Here is a 21,415-nt window from a genome sequence, read left to right as displayed (position 1 = left end):
GGGAAAATTGCTGATTGAAGCTATCGCAGCCAGCAATATCAAGATTGCCGTTTGTATCAGGATGGGGCGATAGTGATGTACCGCCTCACGCAGGGAAATGACAATCGCGAGTTTAGCTATGGCGCTCGCGATTGTCTGAGCATGAACTTTTAAATCGACAGCGCCAGCCGGGTGCCCTGAGCGATAGCCCGCCGGGCGTCCAGCTCCATCGCCACGTCGCAGCCGCCGATCAAATGTACCGTTTTACCCGCCGCCCGCAGCGGATCGGCCAGCTCGCGGCGGGGATCCTGACCGGCGCAGATAATCACATGATCAACGTTAAGCACCTGAGATTCGCCGCCGATCGTCACATGTAAGCCGGCATCATCGATCCGTTGATAGCTGACGCCGGGGATCATTTTGACGCCGCGGGCCAGCAGGGTAGCGCGATGGATCCAGCCGGTAGTTTTCCCCAGCCCGTCGCCGGGCTTGCTGGTTTTGCGCTGCAGCATCACGATCTGGCGCGGGCTTTTAGCCAGCTGCATCCCCTCCGGGCGCAGTCCGCCGGCGTTCTGCAGGCTGGTATCGATCCCCCATTCTGCACAGAACTCGCCGATATTCTGGCTGGTGGCAATGCCGGACTGGCTGAGGTACATGGCCGTATCAAAGCCGATCCCGCCGCAGCCGATAATCGCCACCTTCTCGCCTACCGGCGCTTTATCGCGCAGGACATCGAGGTAGCTCAGCACTTTGGGATGCTCGATCCCGGCGATATCCGGCATCCGCGGGGCGATCCCGGTGGCGAGGACGATTTCATCAAATGCCCGCAGATCCCCGGCCGTGACGTGGGTATTCAATCGCAGATCGACAGCGTGAAGATCGAGCATCTGGCGATAGTAGCGCAGGGTTTCGTAGAACTCCTCTTTGCCGGGGATCTGCTTGGCGATATTAAACTGGCCGCCAATCTCGCAATGACCATCAAAAAGGGTAACCTGATGTCCGCGCGAGGCGGCGTTAACCGCAAAGGCCAGCCCGGCAGGACCAGCGCCGACCACCGCCAGCCGCTTCGGCGTGGTCGCGGGCGCTATCGGCATCAGGGTTTCATGGCAGGCGCGCGGGTTGACCAGGCACGAGGTGACCTCGCCGGCGAAGATCCGATCGAGGCAGGCCTGGTTGCAGCCGATGCAGGTATTGATCTCTTCCGCCCGTCCGCTTTGTGCTTTGGAGAGAAATTCGCTGTCGGCGAGGAAAGGGCGGGCCATCGATACCATATCGGCGTCTCCGCGAGCCAGGATCGCTTCCGCCACATCGGGATCGTTAATCCGGTTGGTGGTGACCAGCGGGATCGACACCGCGCCTTTCAGCTTACGGGTGACCCAGCTAAAGGCGCCGCGCGGTACCGGTGTGGCGATGGTGGGAATACGCGTCTCGTGCCAGCCGATGCCGGTATTGATAATCGTTGCCCCTGCGGCCTCAATGGCTTTTGCCAGCTCGGTGACTTCCGCCAGGGTGCTGCCGCCGCTGACAAGGTCAAGCATTGACAGACGATAGATAATAATAAAGTCGTTGCCTGCGCGCTCCCGCACGGCTCTGACCACCTCTATGGCAAAACGCATGCGTCGGGCGTAGTCGCCGCCCCACTGGTCGTCGCGAAGGTTGGTGCGCGCGGCAAGAAATTCGTTAATCAGATAGCCTTCCGAGCCCATCACTTCGACGCCGTCGTACCCGGCTTCTCGCCCCAGCTGGGCGCAGCGGGCAAAATCATCGATCAGCTGTAAGATCTCTTCGTGGCTCAGTTCGTGAGGCGTAAAGGGGTTGATTGGCGCCTGCAGAGCGGAAGGGGCCACCAGCTTCGGTTGGTAGCTGTAGCGCCCGGTATGCAGGATCTGCAGGGCGATTTTGCCGCCCTCCTCGTGTACCGCGTCGGTAATATAGCGATGATGGGAGAGGTGGCTGGCGTCGTTAAGCACCGCCCCACCCGCCATGGTGACGCCGGAAGGGGCGGGGGCAATTCCGCCGGTGACGATCAGCGCTACCCCGTGGCGGGCGCGCTCGGCGTAAAAAGCCGCCAGCCGCTGCGCGCCATCCGGGAGCTCCTCCAGGCCAGTATGCATTGAGCCCATCAACACGCGGTTTTTGAGCGTAGTGAACCCCAGCTCAAGCGGGGCGAAAAGCGACGGGTAGCGGCTCATAATCTCTTCCAGTGTAAAATTATTGTTATGTGGTCGGATGAGTTACTAATTTAGCCGCCGCGGGCAAAAAGGGAAAAGGGGAGTGCGGCGATTGTGATGGGATTCAAAGAACGGCGGAAGGTTCTCCCTTCTCCCACCGGGAAAGGGAGAAGGGCGGAATAGCGCAGGGGGGCCAGTGAAGCCCGGACTGTTCTCTCTCCTGTCGGGGAGAGGCTTAGGGTGAGGGGGCAACGCGCTCGCGGCGCGCCAGACCCGGCGCCTGCCACATGGAGGTCGTCAATCCGCTGTCCACCAGACCGAGCTGCTCGGCGTACACCGACTGCCATTTGGTCATCATCTCCTGATACAGTTCCCGATGCGCGGGATTAGGCGTAAATTCCCGGTACCAGCTCACCAGTTTCTCACCCGTTGTCGCCATATCGGCGTATAGCCCGGCGCCGGTGCCGGCGGCGATCGCGCAGCCGAGCGCCGTCGCTTCGCGGACCTCCGGCACCCGCACCGGCAGACCGGTGACATCGCTGAGGATCTGGCTCCATAGCGCCCCTTTTGCACCGCCGCCGGCAAAGACCAGGCTATCAAACTGCACGCCGGAAAACTGCGAAATCTGCGCCAGGTTGCAGGCGGAGACAATTGCCGCGTTCTCTTCCAGCGCACGGAAAAGCGTGGCCTTATTGCATTTTTCCGGGTCGATGGAGAGGTTAATAAACGATGGTGCAGCGTGGTACCACTGCTTAAAGTGCATGGCGTCAGAGAAAATCGGCATCACCCCGTGGGAACCCGCCGGTACGCGGCTGGCCATCTCTTCGAGCAGGCTGTAGGCGTCAACGCCAAGCCGCTCGGCAATGAGCTTCTCTTCTGCGCAGAAAGCATCACGGAACCAGCGCATGGTCAGGCCGGTAAAAAAGCTGATGGACTCCGCCTGCGCCATGCCGGGTATGACGTGCGGGTTAACGCGAATATTCATCTCCGGGTCAGTACGGACTTCCGGCAGGTTAACCACCTGCTGCCAGAAAGTGCCGCCGAGCACCGCCGTCTGCCCGGCGCGCACCACGCCGAGACCCAGGCAGCCGAGCTGGACGTCGCCGCCGCCCATCACCACCGGCGTGCCTGCGCGCAGCCCGCTTTGCGCCGCCGCTGCGTCGGTCACCGCCCCCAGTACGCTGCCGGTCTCCTTGACCGGCGAGAGAATATCGGCCCGCAGTCCGGCCATATCCAGCAGCGCCGGGCGCCAGTCGCGGCTGAACAGGTCGAGCATGCCGGTGGTTCCGGCGTTAGAAGGGTCGACCGCCAGCTCGCCGGAGAGCTTCGCCGCCAGCCAGTCGCTGATCATGGTGATGGTCGCCGCTTTGCGGTAGATATCCGGGCGATGGTGGGCCAGCCAAAGCAGACGCGGCATGGCGCTCAGCGCCAGGGTCTGCCCCGACACGCTGTACACTTCGGATTCAAAACGGTCGTCGTGGATCTCTTTGAGCTCCGCCACCTCGCGGCTGGCGCGAGCGTCAACGTTGGCGCAGGCCCAGATGGCCTCGCCGTTGCGGTCGTAAAGCACGATGCCTTCACGCATCGAGCAGCAGGCCACGGACTGAATATCCGCCGCAGAGAGATGGGCGGCGGCCAGCGCCTGGCGGATACACTGACAGGCCAGCTGCCAGTTGACGCTGAGATCGAACTCCATCGAGCCGGGGACATTGTCCACGCTCAGGTGCTTCCATTCGGCCTGACCGACCGCAATCTGACGGCCCTGGAGATCGAATACGACCGCCCGAACGCTGCCGGTCCCGGCATCTAACGCTAACAGGTAACTCATGACATGCGCCTCGCTCATGTTGCGCGGCGCAGGGCCATTTATGAGGCCAGCGTCAGCACCGCGCGTGCTGTTGTCTCTTCCGTTACCAGGCCATTAATCCGCTTGCCGATAAGGGCCGCGTAAATCGCCTGCGCTTTTTCTGTGCCCCCGGCGACGCCCACGATGGTCGGCAGCTGGGCCAGTTCATCAAGGGTGACGCCGAGCAGTTCCCGATGGATCTCCAGCCCTTCAACCGGTTTACCGTCGGCCTGCAGGAAATAACCTAAAATGTCGCCGACCGCGCCTTTGCGGGCGTACATCAGCTGCTCGCCTTCGCTGATGTAGCCGGAGCGCAGGATGGTGGCGTCCCGGCGCTGGTCAATGGCGCCGATACCTACCACTGCCGCATCCGCCGCCGTGGCGGCCAGGATCACATCGCGTACGCTCGATTCCCGGCGCAGGATCTCCGCTACATCCGCCGATGACACCCTCAGCGGCGCGGGGATCATGCTGACGCTACAGGCGGCATCCAGCTGGCCAATGCCGGTCATATACGGACCTACGCCGCCGGAAAGCGTCACCAGCCGAACCTGTTGGGAACCGATAAACCCGCTCAGATGCTGCAGGCAGCTCATGGTGGCTTCGCCAAAGCCCACCGCCAGCAGTTGTCCTGGCTCCAGCACGCCCATTAACGATTGCGCCGCGCCAATCCCCAGGCGGGTGTTCATCGGCGGGGTATTGAGCGCCGGCAGCACGCGGGCGATTTTCAGGCCAAAGCGCTGCTGGAGTTCGGTTTCCAGCGCCAGACAGCCCTCATAGCGCGAATTAATCTGTACGCGGATCACTCCCGACTGGCGGCCTTTTTCCAGCAGGCGGGAGATTTTTAACCGCGGCAGCCCTAAACGCTCGCCGATGTCGTTCTGCGTCAGACCGTCGTGGTAGTAACACCACGCCACCCGCGCCACCAGCTCCTCCTCGGCTAACGCCAGCCCGGCGTAGCGGCTCTCTTCCGTAATGCGTTTTTCGCTCATAAAGTGAACTCTTATAAAAATTTAGATCATATGTTCGTTATTGCGTGGTCGGAAAATGTGAGCCGACTGGCAAAACCGATCTTTCGTTGTTCGCTGGTTTTATTCAAACGATCGAAAGCATAAAACTGTGATCGTTGCACGGTTGTAAATATAGTTCACCGTCTACGCTTTTGAACATTATTAATTCAAAAAATCTTTTGTTCAAAACGAGGCGCGATGATGAAGCCACTGCTTGAAGCTCGCCAAATCTGCAAACAGTTCTCCGGCGTGACCGTGCTGAAGCATATTGATTTCACGCTGCTTTCCGGCCAGGTGCACGCGCTGATGGGCGGCAACGGCGCCGGAAAATCGACGCTGATGAAGATTATTGCCGGGGTAGAGACCCCTGACAGCGGTGAGCTCATCCTCGGCGAACGTACATTTGCGCGCCTTACTCCCGCCCAGGCCCATCAGCAGGGCGTGTATCTGGTGCCGCAGGAACCGATGTTATTCCCCAATCTGACGGTGCGGGAAAATATTCTTTTTCGTCTGCCGAAGCGGGCGGATAACGAGGCCCATCTGCAGGAAAAGCTTCAGCAGCTTAATTGCCAGCTTAACCTTGAGGCGGCGGCCAGCACGCTGGAAGTGGCCGATCAGCAAATGGTGGAGATCCTGCGCGGGCTGATGCGCGACGCGCAGATCCTGATCCTCGATGAGCCCACCGCCTCATTGACACCGGGAGAAACCGATCGCCTGTTTCGCCAGATCCGCTCTTTGCAGGCGCTCGGTGTCGGGATCGTGTTTATCTCGCACAAGCTGCCGGAGATCCGCCAGGTCGCCAGCCACGTTTCGGTGATGCGCGATGGCGCGGTGGTGCTGAGCGGGGAAACCGCGCACTACGGCGACAACCAGCTGATTGGCGCAATGACGCCGGTCAGTCGCGATCGAGCCCTGAGCGACACGCAAAAGTTGTGGCTGGCGCTGCCGGGCAATCGTCGCACTCAGGCGCAGGATTTTCCGGTGCTGCGGGTCGAAGATCTGACCGGAGAGGGCTTTATCGATCTCAATCTGGAGATCCGCGCCGGGGAGATCGTCGGCCTCGCCGGGCTGGTCGGATCCGGGCGTACCGAATTTGCTGAAACGCTCTATGGTCTGCGACCGGCTCGCGCAGGGCGGGTGTGGCTGGAAAACCGCGATATCAGCCGCGACAGCACGCGCGCCAGGCTGGCCAGCGGGCTGGTCTATCTGCCGGAGGACAGACAGGTTTCCGGCCTGTTTCTCGATGCGCCGGTGCGCTGGAACACGGTGATGTTTAACCAACCGTCGCTGTGGCAGCAGAACCGGCGCGAAGCGGCGGTGGTGGAGCGCTATCACCGGGCGCTGGGGATCAAAATGGCCGATGGCGATCGCCCGGTGCGCACGCTCTCCGGCGGTAACCAGCAGAAGGTACTGTTGGCGCGCTGCCTGGAGGCTAACCCGCTGCTGCTGATCGTCGATGAACCGACCCGCGGCGTGGACGTTTCCGCCCGCGCCGACATCTATCAGCTGCTGAAAAGCGTCGCCGCGCAGAACGTGGCGGTATTGATGATCTCCAGCGATCTCGACGAGTTCGTTGGCCTGGCCGATCGGGTGGTTGTAATGCATCAGGGCAGGCAGAGCGGCGAGCTGGCGCAGCAGGCGGTCAGCGTTGACCGGATGATGACCCTGGCCTTCGGAGGGCAGGCATGAAAACGTTATTAAAGAATCGCGAACTGAGCGCCTTCCTCGCCATCGTGGTGCTGTTTGCCGGGCTGGTGGCGCTCAACCCGGCTTATTTCAGCTTACAAACCCTGGGCATGATTTTCGCCAGCTCGCAAATCCTTTGCCTGCTGGCGCTGGGGGCGACGCTGGTGATGCTCACCCGCAATATTGACGTTTCGGTGGGCTCCACCGTTGGCCTGAGCGCTATCGCGACAGGCGTGGCGCTAAATAGCGGGTATGGGCTGATGACCGCCATCGCCTTTGCGCTGGCGATCGGCGCGCTGGCTGGCGCCTTTAACGGCCTGCTGGTGGTGGGGCTGCGCATCCCGGCGATTGTCGCCACTCTCGGCACCCTCGGCCTTTATCGCGGGGTGATGCTGCTGTGGACCGGCGGTAAGTGGATTGAAGGTTTGCCGAACAGCCTGAAAGCGCTGTCGGAACCGGCATTCATCGGCATTTCTCCGCTGGGCTGGCTGGTGCTGGCGCTACTGCTGGCGGGCGGCTGGATACTATCGCGTACTGCCTTTGGCCGTGATTTTTACGCCGTCGGCGATAACCTTGCCGCTGCCCGCCAGCTTGGGGTGGCGGTGAACCGCACGCGGATGCTGGCATTCACCCTTAACGGCATGCTGGCGGCCTGCGCCGGGATTGTGTTCGCCGCGCAGATTGGCTTTGTGCCCAATCAGACCGGCAGCGGCCTGGAGATGAAAGCCATCGCCGCCTGCGTGCTCGGCGGGATCTCGCTGCTGGGCGGTACCGGCACGCTGCTCGGTGCTTTTCTCGGCGCCTTCTTCCTCACCCAAATCGATACCGTGCTGGTGCTGTTTCGTCTCCCGGCGTGGTGGAACGACTTCATTGCCGGCCTGGTGCTGCTCGGCGTACTGGTGCTCGACGGGCGGCTGCGTCAGGCGCTGACCCGCCATCAGCGGGCGCTGAAATACAGTCGCTTTCAGCCCGGCAATAAAGGGGGCAAGCGCGTGGCCCCGTTTCCTGAACGCAAAAATAAAGAGGTGGCGTAAATGAAGCTCAACTGGGAAAGCGCGCTGCTGGGATTACTGGTGGTGGAGATCCTGCTGTTTGGCACCCTCAATCCGCGCATGCTCGATCTCAATATGCTGCTGTTCAGCACCAGCGACTTTATCTGCATCGGCATCGTGGCGCTGCCGCTGACGCTGGTGATCATCAGCGGCGGGATTGATATTTCGCTCGGTTCCACTATCGGCCTGTGCGCCATCGCGCTGGGGGTGATGATGCAGGCGGGCTGGCCAATGAGCCTCGCGATCCCCCTGACGCTGCTGCTCGGCCTGCTGTGCGGGCTGCTGAACGCGGCGCTGATTCACTACACCGGTATTAGCCCGCTGGTGATTACCCTTGGCACCCTGTACCTCTACGGCGGCGGCGCGCTGCTGCTTTCGGGCATGGCCGGGGCGACCGGCTACGAAGGCATCGGCGGATTCCCGGATAGCTTTACCGCCTTCGCCAATCTGACCCTGTTCGGCCTGCCGATACCGCTGGTGCTGTTCGCCGTTATCACCTTTTTCTTCTGGCTGCTGGCCCACCGCGGGCGCTTTGGGCGGCACCTTTTTCTGCTTGGCCAGAACCCGCGCGCCGCGCGCTACGCCGCGCTTTCCGTTAACGGGATGCCCTACGCGCTGTATGGCCTGGTGGGCGTGGCGTCGGCGGTGGCGGCGCTGGTGATGGTCTCCTATTTCGGCTCGGCGCGCTCGGACTTAGGCCGCGACCTGCTGATGCCGGCGCTGACCGCCGCGGTGCTCGGCGGGGCCAATATCTACGGCGGTTTCGGCTCGATCGTCGGCACGGCGCTTGCCGCGCTGCTGGTGGGCTATTTACAACAAGGTTTGCAAATGGTCGGCATCCCCAACCAGGTGTCGAGCGCGCTGTCAGGGGCGCTGTTGGTTGTGGTGGTGATGGGGCGTTCGCTGAGTCTGCACCGTGAGTGGGTGCGGATGACCTGGCGGCGTCTTTCTCGCGCATAAGACAATCGGAGCATAAACATACGATGAAAACCAAACGAATCCTGCAAACGAGCGCCCTGGCGCTGGCGTTAAGCGTGGCAACCGCTCAGGCGGCGGACCGCATCGCCTTTATTCCTAAGCTGGTCGGCGTCGGCTTCTTTACCAGCGGCGGTAACGGCGCGAAAGAGGCGGGCAAAGCGCTCGACGTGGACGTCACCTACGACGGCCCGACCGAACCGAGCGTCTCCGGCCAGGTGCAGTTGATCAACAACTTCGTCAACCAGGGCTACAACGCGATTATCGTCTCCGCCGTATCGCCGGACGGCCTGTGCCCGGCGCTGAAGCGGGCGATGCAGCGCGGGGTCAAGGTTCTGACCTGGGACTCCGATACCAAACCGGAGTGCCGCAGCATCTATATCAACCAGGGGACGCCGCAGCAGCTTGGCGGCCTGCTGGTGGAGATGGCGGAAAAACAGGTGACGAAACCCACCGCCAAAGTCGCGTTTTTCTACTCCAGCCCAACGGTGACCGATCAGAACCAATGGGTAAAAGAGGCGAAAGCCAAAATTGAAAAAGCGCATCCGCAGTGGGAAGTGGTGACCACGCAGTTTGGCTATAACGATGCTACCAAATCGCTGCAAACCGCCGAGGGGATCTTAAAAGCGTACCCGGATCTCGACGCCATTATCGCCCCGGACGCCAACGCGCTTCCGGCCGCCGCCCAGGCGGCAGAGAACCTTAAGCGCCAGGGCGTGGCGATTGTCGGCTTCAGTACCCCGAACGTGATGCGCCCCTATGTAGAGCGCGGCACGGTAAAAGCCTTCGGCCTGTGGGACGTGGTACAGCAAGGCAAGATCGCGGTTAACGTCGCCGATCGTCTGCTGAAAAAGGGCGATCTTAACGTCGGCGACAGCGTTGATGTGAAAGATCTCGGCACCCTGAAAGTCGAGCCCAACAGCGTGCAGGGTTATCAGTATGAAGCGAAAGGCAACGGCATCGTGCTGCTGCCGGAGCGGGTGGTGTTCACCAAAGAGAATATCAATAACTACGATTTCTGATGGAGGATGAGATGGCTGATTTAGACGATATCAAAGAGGGAAAAAACTTCGGCTTAGACCGTCCGCAGCAGAACACGCTCTATACGCTGAAGGGCTGTGGGTCGCTGGAGTGGGGGATGCAGTCGCGGCTGGCGCGTATCTTTAATCCGCAGAGCAATCGCACGGTGATGCTGGCGTTCGATCACGGCTATTTTCAGGGGCCGACTACCGGTCTGGAGCGTATCGATCTCTCTATCGCGCCGCTGTTCGAGGAGACCGACGTGCTGATGTGCACCCGCGGCGTACTGCGCAGTCAGGTGCCAGCCGCGACCAACAAACCGGTGGTGCTGCGCGCTTCCGGCGGCAACTCGATCCTCAGTGAACTTTCCAACGAGTGCGTGGCGGTGGCGATGGAAGATGCGCTGCGCCTGAACGTCTGCGCGGTGGCGGCGCAGGTCTATATCGGCAGCGAACATGAGCATCAGTCCATCAACAACATCATCAAGCTGGTGGACGCCGGCAACCGCTACGGTATGCCGGTGCTGGCGGTAACCGGGGTGGGTAAAGAGATGGCCCGCGACGCCCGCTACTTCTCGCTGGCCAGCCGCATTGCCGCTGAAATGGGGGCGCAGTTTGTAAAAACCTACTTTGTTGAGGAAGGCTTTGAGAAAGTGACTGCCAGCTGCCCGGTGCCGATCGTCATCGCCGGGGGTAAAAAGCTGCCGGAGCAGGAGGCGCTCGAGATGTGCTGGCGGGCGATTGACCAGGGCGCATCCGGCGTCGATATGGGGCGGAACATCTTCCAGTCCAGCGCGCCGCGCGCGATGCTGAAGGCGGTGAAAAAAGTGGTGCATGAGAACCTGAGCGCCCGCGAGGCGTATCAGTTCTGGCAGGAGGAAAAACAGGGAGAGCTGCAATGAACGTAACGCTGGTAGAAATCAATATCAAACCGGAACGGGTCGACGAGTTTCTTGAGGTATTCCGCGCCAACCACGAAGGGGCGCTGCAGGAGCCGGGCAATCTTCGCTTTGATGTCCTGCAGGACCCGGAGGTGAAGACGCGCTTTTTTATTTATGAAGCCTATAAAGATGATGAAGCGGTGTTGGCGCACAAGAAAACCCCGCACTATCTGGCCTGCGTAGAGAAGCTGGAGGCGCTGATGTCGCAGCCGCGGCAGAAACGCAGCTTTATCGGCCTGCTGCCGGAGGTGTAAGACGAGTCCTCTCCTACGGGAAGAGGGGAAAAGAGGAGCCGTCTGTTAAATCGGGAGCCGGACCGTTCCCTCTCCCTGTGGGAGAGGGTTAGTAGCCTATGGTTTACGGAAAAACTCGTTATACAGCATGTACAGATGCGCCGCGCTCCAGGAGAAGTTCGGCGCGCCTTGCTGAGCGCCGGTGAGCGGATTGTAGTTCTCCTGAATCGGGCCATCGGAGGTGAGCCCCCGGGCGTGCCTGAAGAAGGCGTCCGCCAGCTGCAGCGCCTCTTCGCGGTGGCCGTAGCGCTCCATCCCCTTCAGGCCGAACCAGAACTGGTCCACCCACACGCGGCCGCGCCAGTAAATATCCGCGCCAAACGCCGGATTCGTTAATGCGGCGGTACCCAGCGGTACGAACGTGTTGAACTCTTTGGCGTCCAGCATCACCGAAATGACGTCATCGGCATGCGCCTGAGTGGCTGCGCCGTTGAACAGCGGCGACCAGCCCTCCGGGCCTTTGCCGCGCTCGACGATCGGCCTACCGGCGCAGCCGTTTGCCAGCGGCTGCGCTTCAATGCGAATGTCGTAATAGAATTTGCTCTGCGGGTCGAACATGCAGGTGTTGATATAGTCGGCGAGCTTTTTCGCCAGCGCCCGGTAGCGTTTTGCCTCCTCCGGCTTGCCGAGAAGGGCCGCCATCTCCGCCAGATAGTGGTTGTCGCTGTACATGTAGCTGGCCTGATCGACCGACTCCTGCAGTAGCGAATAGCCGAGCAGATTGCCGCTTTTATCCCGGTTTTCAGCAAATTTCACCGTCCAGTCGCTACGCTTGCCGCCGCCAGCAATGTACTTATCCAACTGATCTTTATCGATAAAGCCGAAAACCGCCGCGTCGTCGCGCCCCGACTCCCAGGAGGCGGCCACCTGCGCCGGGATCTCCAGGCTGTCGTAATCGCCTTTCGCCGTCACCTGCTCGTAGGTTTTCAGGCCGGAAAGCGTCCGTTCTTTATCGCCCTTTTTCACGGTAAACAGCATCGCGCCATCGGCGGTGTTGTGCGCTTTATCGCGGGTCGCGCCGTACTCCGGCACGCCGTTGCCGTTGTGGTCGCGGTTGCGCAGCCACCAGTCATGGTAGGCCACTAGCTTCGGATACATCTCCGCCAGCCAGGCTTTATCTTTCGTAACGTTATAGACTTCCATCACCGACCAGGCCGCCAGGCTCGGTTTGGTATTTCGCTCGTTCCAGTTGCTGCCGTCGCCGCCGCGTTCCGGGCTCAGGTTCCAGGCGATCAGATCCGGAATGAACCCGGCATCCTGCGGCCGCACTTTATCGTCGGCGGCAATCTGCCAGGAGAAGACGGCACGGATGTTCTCTTTCGCGATCTCCGGGTTGAAGTGGGCCATGGCGTAGGCTTGCTTCCAGGTATCCCACGGCCAGGTCTGGTTGCCTGAGAACCAGCGCCCGGTTACCGATGGCGTGACGGTGTTGTGCTTAACGGCGCCGCCCGGCGCGCGCCAGTTACCGTTAAGGGTTTCGATCGCTTTTACCGCCACCCGGGTTTGCTGCGCCGTAGCATCAGGATTGGTCAGCCCCTTTTGCAGATAGCCGTTCCAGCGCGCCTCGGAAGCGCGCAGATAGTGTACCGGTCGCGCAAGAATATCGCGGATTTGCGCTTTCTCGAGCCGAACCTGCTCGGCGTTCAGCAGGTGCGAGTAGGTGGTATAGAGCGTGGTCGAGCCGTTGATTTGCGCGCTGCTGGTGAATCGATGGCCGTCGATTTGGGTGACCGTCGGCAGGGAGCGATGGATCTGATACTGCGATTCGCCGGAGGTCATTAAATCCGATGCGGAGCGGACTTTGCCGAAGCTGACGGTCAGGCCGTCGTGGGTCGCGCTCAGGCGGCGCTGATAGTCCGGGAAAGCCTGGTCGATGGTTTGCGTTGACTGCGGTTTCCCCTCTTTGGCGGAGAGTTTCTCCAGCAACTCGCCGTCCCAGACCAGCTTAAGCGGGCTGCTACTGGTGATTTTAGTCTCCAGTAAAGAGGTGTGCGCGCTGGCAAAGCGTAGGGTCATCTCGATCTGTACCCCGGCAGCGGAGAGCTTTTGCACCAGCGCGCCGGGCAGGCTCCAGGCCTGCAGGGTGAAGGCGACTTTTTTGCCGTTCTGGTATACCGTCAGGCGATCGAAATTGGTCGCCATAAAGTTGATGTACTCCTCAGTGAGCAGCGCGGGTCCGGGAAATCCGCCCATGGTGGCCGGACCATCAGGCAGCAGATGCCCATGCCATGCGCCCAAATCGAAAAACGGGTTGAAGCGCTGGTGGTCATCGTTATCAAAATCCTGCATCGCCTGCGGCGCGCCGCTGCGGTTGATAACATTTTTAAAGTCATCCGCGGTCAGCGCGTGGGCGGAAAAGCTTAGCAGTAGGGCGCAGGCCAGCGGCGTAAGAGTAGTGGTAATCTTCACGGTATTGATATCCCTTTTTACCAATAGAAATATTGCATCAGGAAAACCTGATCGCTCGGGTTGCCGGAGGCATTTTTCATGTAGAAGCGGCTGTCCGCAGCGGTGGCAAAACGTCCGCCGCCGTATTCGTACCAGATGCCGAACTGCATAAACGAGGTGGTTTCCTCGGCGGCGCGATCCGGGCGGTGTTTGGCGTAACTATAGGCGGTAGAGAGATACACGCCCTTGAGCGCTTCATACATAGCGCTGGCCATAAAGCCGGTCTCCGTTCCCGGCACGTCTTTTCCCCTGGCGCGCCCGGTATGATGCCAGGCGCGGGCGGCGAGGTTGGGGGTGAGAATACCGGTCAAAAATAGCTGGCCGGTCCCATCCGTCACCTCAAGCCCATTCATCCAGGTCACCTCGTTCGCGAGATCGTACTGGATGTAGCCGTTGACCATCGCCGGGTAGGTATATTTATCGTCGTAGCGGTCGTATTTGCCGAAATGGAGCCACGCTTTGCCTTCATCGTGGTGCCCGGAGGGGGTCGCGGTCACGCTGTAGCGAAAATCTCCCGCCAGGTTCTGCACCTTGAGCGCGTACATGATATCGCGCGTATTGGGGATCACGTAGCCGAGGTCGGGCGTGAAATCGCCCCACCACTGCAGATCGTCGAGCGATGAATCCTGGCGCAGGCTGAGCATAATCTCGGTGCTGCTCTCGGTTTTATATCCGCCGTAGAAGCGGTTTATTCCACCTTCAAATCCGCCCCAGCCATGGTCCGCTACCCAGGCATTTCCCTGACGATCGGCCTGAACCGTCCAGCCTTCGCCATAAATTAAACCAAACCAGCTGCCATGCTTTATTTCCAGTCCGCCTTCAATATAGGTGCCATCACTATATTTATGCTTGTCCTCGCCTTCTAGATCCATATATCCGCCAACCCCCAATTCACCGTAAAAACGGTATGAGGTGGCATTAAGTTCAGGCGTTTTCATGTCATCATGTTCCGCCGGATGCGCCACATCGACGGCAATAGCCGGTGTGCAAAAAGCCAGGGCGGCAAGCGCCCAGTAAATAGGCCTGTTCTTTTTCATCATTTTATTTAGAGGTACTGTGGTTTTTTGTTTAAGAAAAATAGATTAAGACGCGTCAGAGGCTGGCGCTGCTTCAATTATTTTTTCTTCCCGAGTTAATCCCTTTACGTATTTGCTGTATTTCCACCATGCAAATCCGAGGAAGATAACGATTCCGCCGACGTTATAGAAAATAATCGTCAGAATATTGCCGCCGGTGGGAAAGGTTGAGGCGACGAAGCCGATAGCGAAAATAACAATCAGCATGGAGACCACCGTAATACCGGTGGTGCGGGAACCCATTTTAAAATCGCGCGGCAGATGATCGAGCTTGCGGCGCAGATTAAGGTACGCCAGCATGATAAACAGCGGCGGCAGCATCGAGGCGGCGGCGGTCATATTGATGATGGTATTCATTAAATCCTGCACGGTACTGGAGCCCATCATCGGAATTATCATTAGCGGAATCACAATCAGGAACTGGATCCACGCCGCGCGCACCGGTACGCCGTTTTGATTGAGCTCAACGGTTTTTTTACCAAATATTCCGGGCGGGATTTCGGAGAAAAAGATTTTGACCGGCGTCGCGGTCCACATTAATAACGAACCAAACATGGCGGTAAAGGAGACCAGGCCGACAAAACGGTTGACCACGATTTCGGGCAGGCCAAACCATACCGCCATGCCGTGGAAGACCTGTACCGATCCGCCGGTAAATTTCAGCTCTTTACTGCTGATAAACACGTTTATCAGTACCGAGGAAATGGAGTACAGCACGCCAATCACGATCCCGGCGAGGATAATGACCTTAACAAATGATTTCGATCCGCCTTTCACGTCATTGACGTACACCGCGACGGACTCCGCCCCGCCGGCCGCCATAAAGATCCAGGTGGTGATGCCGAGGAACGCCCAGTTAAAGTTCGGGATCATTGCATCCACGGTAATCGGATCCGCTGGTTGAATACCGCCCACCAGCGCGCCGCCGGAAAGCAGAATGTAGGAGAGCGTCAGCAGCAGCATTAACGATGAGGTGACCGAGGTGATTGGGCCCAGCATTTTTGCGCCGTTGGTGGAAACCCAGGTCGACAGGGCGAACAGCGCCATGCTCAACATCGTGGTGGCCACGGGCGTCAGAATGTACTCGTATCCGAGGAAAGCGTAGGAGGCATAAGCGATTACCCTCGGCAGCAGCGAGGTAAAAAAGAACAGATTCACGAACCAGTAGGTATAGGCGGTAATAAAGGCCCAGCGCCCCCCTAGCGAGCTTTTTACCCAGGCATAAACGCCCGCTTCGGAGTTTTTATTCAGCGAAACGAATTCCGCGATGATCAGACAGAAAGGAACAAAGTAGAGCAGGGTTGCAAGGAAGAACATCGGCGCCGACGCCAGTCCCAGCTCAATATTGTTATTGATCACGTTATTAAAACTGAAGACGGCGGCGAAGGTTAGCGATAGCAGGCCAAACTTGCCGATGGTATTACGTTTGATATCAGACATAACACATCTCCACACATTGTCCTTCAGAGAATGGCCGAAGGGGATTGTGTTGTTTGTAGGGTAGAGGTAGTTAAGTATTGTGGTTAATTTTAGTAAAATATTTAGTAAATAAAAGCGGTAAAAATGAATTGCTTTAACTCGATCACGAAAATGGTCGGGCGACAGATCATGGCTTGTGGGTAAAAAAATCCCGCCAGGGGATATACCGCTGGCGGGGGCAACGGTGGCTTATTTCACCGTATTTGCCGCTGATTTCAGGCCTGGTTGTTGATTCTTGCGCTGTTTTTTCTCAAAGCGGGTTATCCACCACCATGCGAGTCCGGAGAAGACTGCGGTCATAAAGACGTTAATGAAGAAGGCGTTCACCAGGTCGACTCCCGGCGGGAAAGCGGAGGCGGTCATGCTGACCAGGAAAATAACGATAAGCATCGACACCACGGCCATCCCAACTTTTCTTGAACCCATGCGAAAGTCGCGCGGCGTGTCGTCATGTTTCCAGCGGAAAACAAAGTAGGCGGCCATGATAAACAGCGGCGGTAGCATTGCGGTCCCGGCGGTCAGGTTGATGGCGGTGTTCATCATTTGCTGAACGCTGGCGGAGCCGAAACCATTCACGATGAGCATCAGAAAGACGAAGACAAATTGCCACCAGGCGGCGCGCACCGGCACGCCGTGGACGTTCAGCTCGGTGGTTTTTTTGCCATAGATGCCGGCAGGAATTTCCGAGAAGTGAATTTTTACCGGTGCGGCGGTCCACATCATCATGCTGCCGAAAATGGCGATAAACAGAATGATGCCGACGAAGCGGCCCATCAGCGCTTCGGAAATATGGAAATAAGCGCCGAGACCGGTGAAAATTTCCACCATACCGGCTGCATAGGTCAGGTCTTCTCGTGCCACAAAGACGTTGACCAGCAGAGAACCCAGCGCATACATGCCGCCAATCAGGATCCCGGCGGTGATGATAACTTTAATAAACGATTTCTGCCCGCCTTTAGTATCGTTCAGATATGCGGCAACGGTTTCAGCCCCGCCAGCCGCCTGGAAGATCCAGCACATAATCCCCAGCGTCGCCCAGTTGATGGTAGGCGCCATGGCGTGCAGCGTAATCGGCTGCGCGGGGACATGGCCCGCGCCCAGCGCGGTAATAGCACCGACCACGTAAATCGCAAAGAGCGCGAAGACGCCATAAGCCACGCATTCGGAGATTTTCCCCAGCCAGGTCGCGCCTTTGGTGGAAATGTGGGTGGCCATGGCGAACAGAACGATAGAGATCAGCGAAGTGACCATCGGCGAGAAGGGAATGGCGTAACCCATAATGGCGTACGAGGCGTAGGCCACCACGTTCGGCAGCAGCGACAGGAAAAAGAACAGGTTCACAAACCAGTACAGGAACGAGCCGAGATAGGCCGCGCGGGTACCTAAAGGCTGCTTCAGCCAGGCGTACATACCTGATTCGGAATTTTTATTCGCTGACACGAATTCGGCGATGATAAAGACAAACGGAATAAAATAGACCACCGTAGCAAACAGAAAGATAGGGGCGGAACTGAGCCCTAACTCGATGTTATTATTAACGATATTTCGTACGTTAAATACGGCGGCAAACGCCATCGACAGTAGGGCGAACTTCCCTATTTTGGCACGAACTGATTCGGACATAAGTCCTCCGGAAAATGATCTGGCCCGCATTGAGGGCTGGGACCGGGAAGGCCAACGAGTCGATCCGCTGGCCTCACCTTGCGTAACGCGGGCTTACTTATTCAGGAAGTAGCCGTCTTCGATAGTCACTCTGAGCACCACCTTTTTGACCGGCGAGTCACAGATAAAGCGATAAGCTTCGTGGGTATCGCAAATCACCATTTGTCCTTCATGGACCTGCACGGTTTCACCAATGCCTTTCAAATATTCACGGTCAGTTTCATCGCGATAGCAGGCGACGGTCTGCAGCTGCTCTTTAGCGGCAAACTCAATTTTTTGCTGACCCTGGAGGTAGTAATGCACCTCGAAATAGCGGCGGTTGCCAACGAACAGCGCATCCGTGGTGCTGTCGCTTGCCACGCGATAGGAGAGCGAATCGCCTATCGAATGGGCAACTCCAGGCCGGATATTATCGACATTATTGATAGCTTCTACGCAGCGCTGCCATTTACGTCCACTGTGATAAATTTGCTTAAATTGTTCTAAATTATCGAGAATTCTCATTTTTCAGCCTCGCTGTATGAATCGGAGGAAAAGAAACCGGCGCCAAAGCTATGATTCGCCAGCGTCTGCGAGGAAGCGCTCCCGCCTTCCAGCGGCAGCAGCGTAAAGCCATAGTTGAACGGTTTGAGCCACACCCGCCAGCTATCCAGCACCTCGCTCCCCCAGGAGTTAGAGCCCAGGCCGAGCAGTTGGGCGTCGATATTCAGGGTGATGTCATCGCTGCGACGCAGTTCGTTACAGTGCTGCGCGGCGTGCAGATTCTCCGCCGTATAGTGCCAGGCGCTGATGTTGAGCGGATCGCGCGGGACCACCATCAGGCCGCTGCCGTGACGGTCGGTAAACGCGGCCCAGCGGACGTGCTGGCGGTTGCCGTTGTTCTGCGGGAACGGGTAGTTCACGAACATGTCGTCCACGGTGGTGCGCCAGACATCAATGATGTTGCTCTGCTGGCTGTCGGCGTAGTTTTCACCGGGACCGCGACCGTAGTAATTCACCTGTTCAAACTGACCGTTAATGCCCAGCATAAAACCGATGCACGGCACGATATGCGGATAGTCGCCATAACGTTCCCCCGCAAGCTCAACGTTAATATGGCCCTGCGGGGTAATCTGCCAGCGATAGGTACAACGCATGCCAAAATCGAAAACCGGCGGCGCGATAATGCTACGGGTGGTGATAATCACCGTGTCTCCACGCTGTTCGGCGCTGAATTCACGCAGATGCTCCTGCATAATTTGCAGGTGACTGGGCTGCCACAGCCCCTCATATTCCTGCTTGTGGTTATCAATCATCGGCTTGAAGAAGTTAATCTTCGGCTCACGGGTCACCTGGTCTACGCCGTTCACCTGCCATTCGCTCAGTTTGCCGCTGACTTTAGAGAAGACCACGCGGAAGTTATGCCCGGTGATGCTGTAGCTCAGTCGTTCATCAACTATCTGTAGCGGGGTTGCGCTGGCATTCATCAGCGGCGATTTCGTTGCCGTCTGTTCTTTTAGCTGGAACTGGTAAACGACGATCGGATGGTTGGCCTCGCTATACGGCGTGCGCGAGTCTTTGGTCACCAGGATGTTGAGGAAGGTTTCGCGATCGTCCAGTTCTGGCAGGTCAATGGTGATATCGCGGCCGCTGTTTGGCGCAAGATCGCGCACCTTAAGCTGCTGGCTGGCAAGCGTAGCCCCTTCGGCGCGAACTTCCACGCGCAGGGTATAGTCATCAAGCGTCGAGAACCAGAGCTTATTATCGATGCGCAGTTCGCCGCGGGTGATGTCGGTTGCCTGAACTTTTACCGGGGCGATAACCTGTTTGTACTCTCTGAGGCCGGGCCCAGGCGTCTGGTCGGAGAAAATCAGACCGTCAAGACAGAAGTTGTAGTTATTAGGATAGTCCCCGTAATCGCCGCCGAATTTGTACCAAACCGCGCCGCTGTCATCGGTGGCCTGAATCCCGTGATCGCACCACTCCCAGACGTAGTGGCCCTGAATACTGTCGTGTTGATAGAACACGTTCTGGTATTCGCTCAGCCCGCCGGGACCGTTGCCCATCGCATGGGCGTATTCGCAGATAATTCGCGGTTTGGCATGCGGATATTCCCCGAATTCGTTCATCAGCGGCACGCGGGTATACATGGTAGAGATGATATCCACCACCTCCGCGTCGCGATCCTCTTCGTAATGCACCAGACGGGTATCGTCGATCGCTTTAGCGGCATGATACATCGCCCGAATGTTGCAGCCGTAGCCGGACTCGTTACCCAGCGACCAGATAATGATCGACGGATGGTTTTTCTGCGCGTGAATGTGGCGCACGATTCGTTCGACGTATATATGCTCCCATGCCGGATCATCGGTGATGGCGCTCAGATTGCCGACGTTGGCGAAGCCGTGGGATTCGACATCGGTTTCCGCCATCACGAACAGACCGTAAATGTCGCACATCTCATAGAAACGCGGGTCATTGGGGTAGTGGGCGGTGCGTACCGAGTTGATATTGTGCTGCTTCATCAGCAGCAGATCTTTCTCAACGCGGTCCATCCCTACGGCACGCCCCTTCAGATGGTCGTTGTCGTGGCGGTTAACGCCGTGCAGCATCACGTAGCGGTTATTGATGTAGAACAGGCCGTTGCGCACTTTGATATCGCGAAAACCGACGCGCTGCGGGATAACTTCGATAATCTCTCCGGCGGCGTTTTTCAGCGTCATCACCAGGTGATAGAGATAAGGATTTTCCGCCGACCACTGCTGCGGCGCCTTCACGTCGATCGCAAAGTTGACGTTCAGCTGCTGGCTGATGCTCAGGCGCGGCGTTACGCCTTCATACAGCGCCTTTTCGCCGTCGAACAGCGCGTATTCCAGTGTGGCTGCGCCCGGCTGCGCGGCGAGATTTTCCAGCACCAGCTGGCAGGAGAGGGTGGCGTCGACGTAGTCATCGTTAAAATCGGTGCGCAGAGTGAAGTCCTGGACGTGAAGCGGGTTTTTGCCCACCAGATACACGTCACGGAAGATACCCGCCGACCACCACATATCCTGATCTTCTATATAGGTGGAGTCCGCCCACTGCATGACGCGCACGCAAAGCAGGTTGTCGCCGGTTTTTACCGCGTGACTAATATCAAACTCCGCCGTCAGGCGGCTGCCTTTGCTGAAACCGATGTACTGACCGTTAACGTAAATTTCAAAATAGGTCTCAACGCCATCAAATTTAATCAGAGTCTGCTGGTCCTGCCAGCCCTCGCTGAGGGTAAAGATGCGCTGATAGGCGCCGGTAGGGTTGTCGGTCGGCACGTAGGGAACGTCAATCGGGAAGGGAAAGCCTTCGTCGGTATACTGTAGCTGGCCGTGTCCTTCCATCTGCCACATTCCCGGTACGGTAATCGGCCCCCAGTCGCTCATGTATTGCGAGGTGAACGCTTCCGGCACCCGCAGCGGGTTGTTAAAGAAGCAGAATTTCCACTGTCCGCTAAGGGACAAAAAGCGGCTGCTGGTTTCACGGGCGAAGGTTCGCGCCTGGGCCTGCGAATCGTAAGAGAAGAAATAGGCGCGCGGAGGCAGCCGGTTTTCATGAGTGAGTTGAAGATTTTCCCAGCGATTCATATCGCCTCCCTGAACGGACTAAACGGATAGAAAGTATTTTAGTAAAAGTTTTACTAAATTAAACCACCAGGAGTGATTTACTTTAACTCGATCACAAAATGAGCGGGTTGGCCGCCAGCGGTCAGGATGGGGAAAAGGTGCAGAGGATGGGGGATGGAGGAAAATCCCGGAGGCGGCGCGCTGCG

General features: G+C 58.3%; 14 protein-coding genes and 1 pseudogene. 6 read left to right on the top strand and 9 right to left on the bottom strand.

What is annotated here, in order from left to right; translation table 11 throughout:
* Positions 1-149: 149 nt before the first annotated feature.
* From K2184_RS13055 to lsrR, 3 genes are all read right to left on the bottom strand, one after another.
* Positions 150-2,171, bottom strand: coding sequence for an NADPH-dependent 2,4-dienoyl-CoA reductase (locus K2184_RS13055; protein WP_047720605.1), 2,022 nt, complete (start codon positions 2,169-2,171; stop codon positions 150-152).
* Between the two features lie 214 nt (positions 2,172-2,385).
* The gene (lsrK, locus tag K2184_RS13050) at positions 2,386-3,978 is read right to left on the bottom strand and encodes an autoinducer-2 kinase (RefSeq protein WP_004115701.1); all 1,593 of its coding nucleotides are present in this window, start codon (positions 3,976-3,978) and stop codon (positions 2,386-2,388) included.
* A gap of 38 nt (positions 3,979-4,016) precedes the next feature.
* Positions 4,017-4,988 carry a transcriptional regulator LsrR gene (gene lsrR, locus K2184_RS13045; RefSeq protein ID WP_004105944.1) on the bottom strand — a complete coding sequence of 324 codons (972 nt, stop codon included), beginning with the start codon at positions 4,986-4,988 and terminating at the stop codon, positions 4,017-4,019.
* A gap of 219 nt (positions 4,989-5,207) precedes the next feature.
* On the opposite strand from lsrR, the gene lsrA reads away from it, so the two are divergent.
* The 6 genes and pseudogenes from lsrA to lsrG all read left to right on the top strand — a co-directional run bounded on the left by lsrA (position 5,208) and on the right by lsrG (position 10,933).
* On the top strand, positions 5,208-6,695 hold the full coding sequence (lsrA, locus tag K2184_RS13040) for an autoinducer 2 ABC transporter ATP-binding protein LsrA (RefSeq protein ID WP_004105943.1): 1,488 nt from the start codon (positions 5,208-5,210) through the stop codon (positions 6,693-6,695).
* Positions 6,692-7,726 (top strand): autoinducer 2 ABC transporter permease LsrC, encoded by a 1,035-nt coding sequence (lsrC, locus tag K2184_RS13035; protein WP_016808028.1) that lies wholly within the window; start codon positions 6,692-6,694, stop codon positions 7,724-7,726. The genes lsrA and lsrC overlap by 4 nt, the downstream gene beginning before the upstream one ends.
* A pseudogene (gene lsrD / locus K2184_RS13030) lies at positions 7,727-8,720 on the top strand (autoinducer 2 ABC transporter permease LsrD).
* A gap of 7 nt (positions 8,721-8,727) precedes the next feature.
* Positions 8,728-9,741, top strand: coding sequence for an autoinducer 2 ABC transporter substrate-binding protein LsrB (gene lsrB / locus K2184_RS13025; RefSeq protein ID WP_016808027.1), 1,014 nt, complete (start codon positions 8,728-8,730; stop codon positions 9,739-9,741).
* An 11-nt stretch (positions 9,742-9,752) separates the two neighbouring features.
* Complete coding sequence (lsrF, locus tag K2184_RS13020; protein ID WP_004105939.1) at positions 9,753-10,640, top strand: 3-hydroxy-5-phosphonooxypentane-2,4-dione thiolase; 888 nt, start codon at positions 9,753-9,755, stop codon at positions 10,638-10,640.
* Positions 10,637-10,933 (top strand): (4S)-4-hydroxy-5-phosphonooxypentane-2,3-dione isomerase, encoded by a 297-nt coding sequence (lsrG, locus tag K2184_RS13015; protein WP_004105938.1) that lies wholly within the window; start codon positions 10,637-10,639, stop codon positions 10,931-10,933. Before lsrF ends, lsrG begins: the two co-directional genes overlap by 4 nt.
* 96 nt (positions 10,934-11,029) lie before the next feature.
* Here the strand turns inward: lsrG and ygjK are convergent, their stop codons facing one another.
* The 6 genes from ygjK to ebgA all read right to left on the bottom strand — a co-directional run bounded on the left by ygjK (position 11,030) and on the right by ebgA (position 21,230).
* Positions 11,030-13,381: an alpha-glucosidase gene (gene ygjK / locus K2184_RS13010; protein ID WP_163524785.1), complete on the bottom strand. Its 2,352-nt coding sequence runs from the start codon at positions 13,379-13,381 to the stop codon at positions 11,030-11,032.
* A gap of 17 nt (positions 13,382-13,398) precedes the next feature.
* Complete coding sequence (gene ygjJ, locus K2184_RS13005) at positions 13,399-14,457, bottom strand: protein YgjJ (RefSeq protein WP_064356193.1); 1,059 nt, start codon at positions 14,455-14,457, stop codon at positions 13,399-13,401.
* Positions 14,458-14,502: 45 nt separating this feature from the next.
* On the bottom strand, positions 14,503-15,936 hold the full coding sequence (locus K2184_RS13000; protein WP_163524783.1) for an amino acid permease: 1,434 nt from the start codon (positions 15,934-15,936) through the stop codon (positions 14,503-14,505).
* Between the two features lie 228 nt (positions 15,937-16,164).
* Entirely contained in the window at positions 16,165-17,598 is a 1,434-nt protein-coding gene (locus K2184_RS12995) for an amino acid permease (protein ID WP_004105934.1), read from the bottom strand.
* Positions 17,599-17,691: 93 nt separating this feature from the next.
* A complete protein-coding gene (locus K2184_RS12990; RefSeq protein ID WP_004105933.1) occupies positions 17,692-18,141 on the bottom strand; it encodes a beta-galactosidase subunit beta in 450 nt (149 codons plus the stop codon).
* On the bottom strand, positions 18,138-21,230 hold the full coding sequence (gene ebgA / locus K2184_RS12985; protein WP_163524781.1) for a beta-galactosidase subunit alpha: 3,093 nt from the start codon (positions 21,228-21,230) through the stop codon (positions 18,138-18,140). Before ebgA ends, K2184_RS12990 begins: the two co-directional genes overlap by 4 nt.
* Between the last annotated feature and the right edge of the window lie 185 nt (positions 21,231-21,415).

This window comes from Klebsiella sp. K5-306 (genome assembly GCF_051835185.1).
Classification (GTDB): domain Bacteria; phylum Pseudomonadota; class Gammaproteobacteria; order Enterobacterales; family Enterobacteriaceae; genus Klebsiella; species Klebsiella oxytoca.
The sequence above is the reverse complement of the archived record's forward strand: the minus strand, read 5'-3'. Positions and strand labels throughout refer to the sequence as shown.

Excerpts from the sequence above, each read along its gene's own strand:
- K2184_RS13055 (WP_047720605.1), bottom strand. The coding sequence starts at position 2,171 with ATGAGCCGCTACCCGTCGCTTTTCGCCCCGCTTGAGCTGGGGTTCACT.
- lsrK (WP_004115701.1), bottom strand. The coding sequence starts at position 3,978 with ATGAGTTACCTGTTAGCGTTAGATGCCGGGACCGGCAGCGTTCGGGCG.
- lsrR (WP_004105944.1), bottom strand. The coding sequence starts at position 4,988 with ATGAGCGAAAAACGCATTACGGAAGAGAGCCGCTACGCCGGGCTGGCG.
- lsrA (WP_004105943.1), top strand. The coding sequence starts at position 5,208 with ATGAAGCCACTGCTTGAAGCTCGCCAAATCTGCAAACAGTTCTCCGGC.
- lsrC (WP_016808028.1), top strand. The coding sequence starts at position 6,692 with ATGAAAACGTTATTAAAGAATCGCGAACTGAGCGCCTTCCTCGCCATC.
- lsrB (WP_016808027.1), top strand. The coding sequence starts at position 8,728 with ATGAAAACCAAACGAATCCTGCAAACGAGCGCCCTGGCGCTGGCGTTA.
- lsrF (WP_004105939.1), top strand. The coding sequence starts at position 9,753 with ATGGCTGATTTAGACGATATCAAAGAGGGAAAAAACTTCGGCTTAGAC.
- lsrG (WP_004105938.1), top strand. The coding sequence starts at position 10,637 with ATGAACGTAACGCTGGTAGAAATCAATATCAAACCGGAACGGGTCGAC.
- ygjJ (WP_064356193.1), bottom strand. The coding sequence starts at position 14,457 with ATGAAAAAGAACAGGCCTATTTACTGGGCGCTTGCCGCCCTGGCTTTT.
- K2184_RS13000 (WP_163524783.1), bottom strand. The coding sequence starts at position 15,936 with ATGTCTGATATCAAACGTAATACCATCGGCAAGTTTGGCCTGCTATCG.
- K2184_RS12995 (WP_004105934.1), bottom strand. The coding sequence starts at position 17,598 with ATGTCCGAATCAGTTCGTGCCAAAATAGGGAAGTTCGCCCTACTGTCG.
- K2184_RS12990 (WP_004105933.1), bottom strand. The coding sequence starts at position 18,141 with ATGAGAATTCTCGATAATTTAGAACAATTTAAGCAAATTTATCACAGT.
- ebgA (WP_163524781.1), bottom strand. The coding sequence starts at position 21,230 with ATGAATCGCTGGGAAAATCTTCAACTCACTCATGAAAACCGGCTGCCT.